1 protein-coding gene is annotated in these 917 nt (G+C 43.7%); it reads left to right on the top strand.

Features of this window, described 5'->3' with window-relative positions:
* A partial coding sequence (locus tag A3763_RS23585) for a histidine kinase dimerization/phospho-acceptor domain-containing protein (protein WP_304440842.1) occupies positions 1 to 917 on the top strand: 917 nt, incomplete at both ends.

The raw sequence follows: 917 nt of genomic DNA, 5'->3' as shown, positions 1-917 counted from the left end.
TTGCCCAATGGATAGGTAATGAACTGAGCAAACAGCTTGTTGCAGAAGATTTAGCACGTCAGAAGACTTTACTGGAGTCGATGAGTCAGCAGGCCAGAATTGGTGCATGGGAGTGGGACATGCTGGAAGACCGGCTTTACTGGTCACTCATGACAAAAGAAATTCACGAAGTACCCGAAGGCTTTGAACCTGATGTCTCTACAGCGATCAATTTTTATAAAGAAGGTAGAAGTAGAGAGCTAATTACCGCCGCGGTGAACAAAGGTATTGAAGAAGGCATTGCTTGGCAAGAAGAGCTGCAGCTGGTGACAGCTAAAGGCAATGAAATCTGGGTTTCTGCACTTGGCCAGTCAGAATTTAAAGACGGCAAGTGTGTACGCTTATTTGGCTCATTTCAAGATGTTGATAAAAAGGTAAAAGCCGAGCTGGAGTTAAAAGAAGCGAAGGAAAAAGCAGAACAGGCAGCGCATTCAAAAAGTGTCTTTCTAGCCAATATGAGCCATGAAATTCGTACGCCTATGAATGGTGTGCTAGGGATGCTGAGCGTATTGGATACAGAAAGCCTAGATGACTCTTCATCGCAAAAGGTGGCAATTGCTAAGAAGAGTGCAAGCTCTTTGCTTTCTTTACTCGACGACATTCTCGATTTTTCCAAGGTTGATGCAGGGCACCTTGTACTTGATGAAGGTGCGATAGATTTAAGGGAATTATTCGAATCTTTTGTCGATTCGGTGCGCTTCGATATGGAAGCCAAGGACTTAAAACTCGAATTGCACTTGGAAGGCTTCGAGCAAGCGTGGGTTAAAGCAGATGCAGGAAGAATTCGTCAGATTCTTAACAACTTAGTTGGTAATGCGATTAAGTTTACCTCAGAAGGTAGTATTACAATTAAGGCTAGTTTGGTGCAGCAGAAGGAC

This window comes from Oleiphilus sp. HI0128, assembly GCF_001635365.1.
This window is presented reverse-complemented; position numbering and strand designations above follow the sequence as displayed.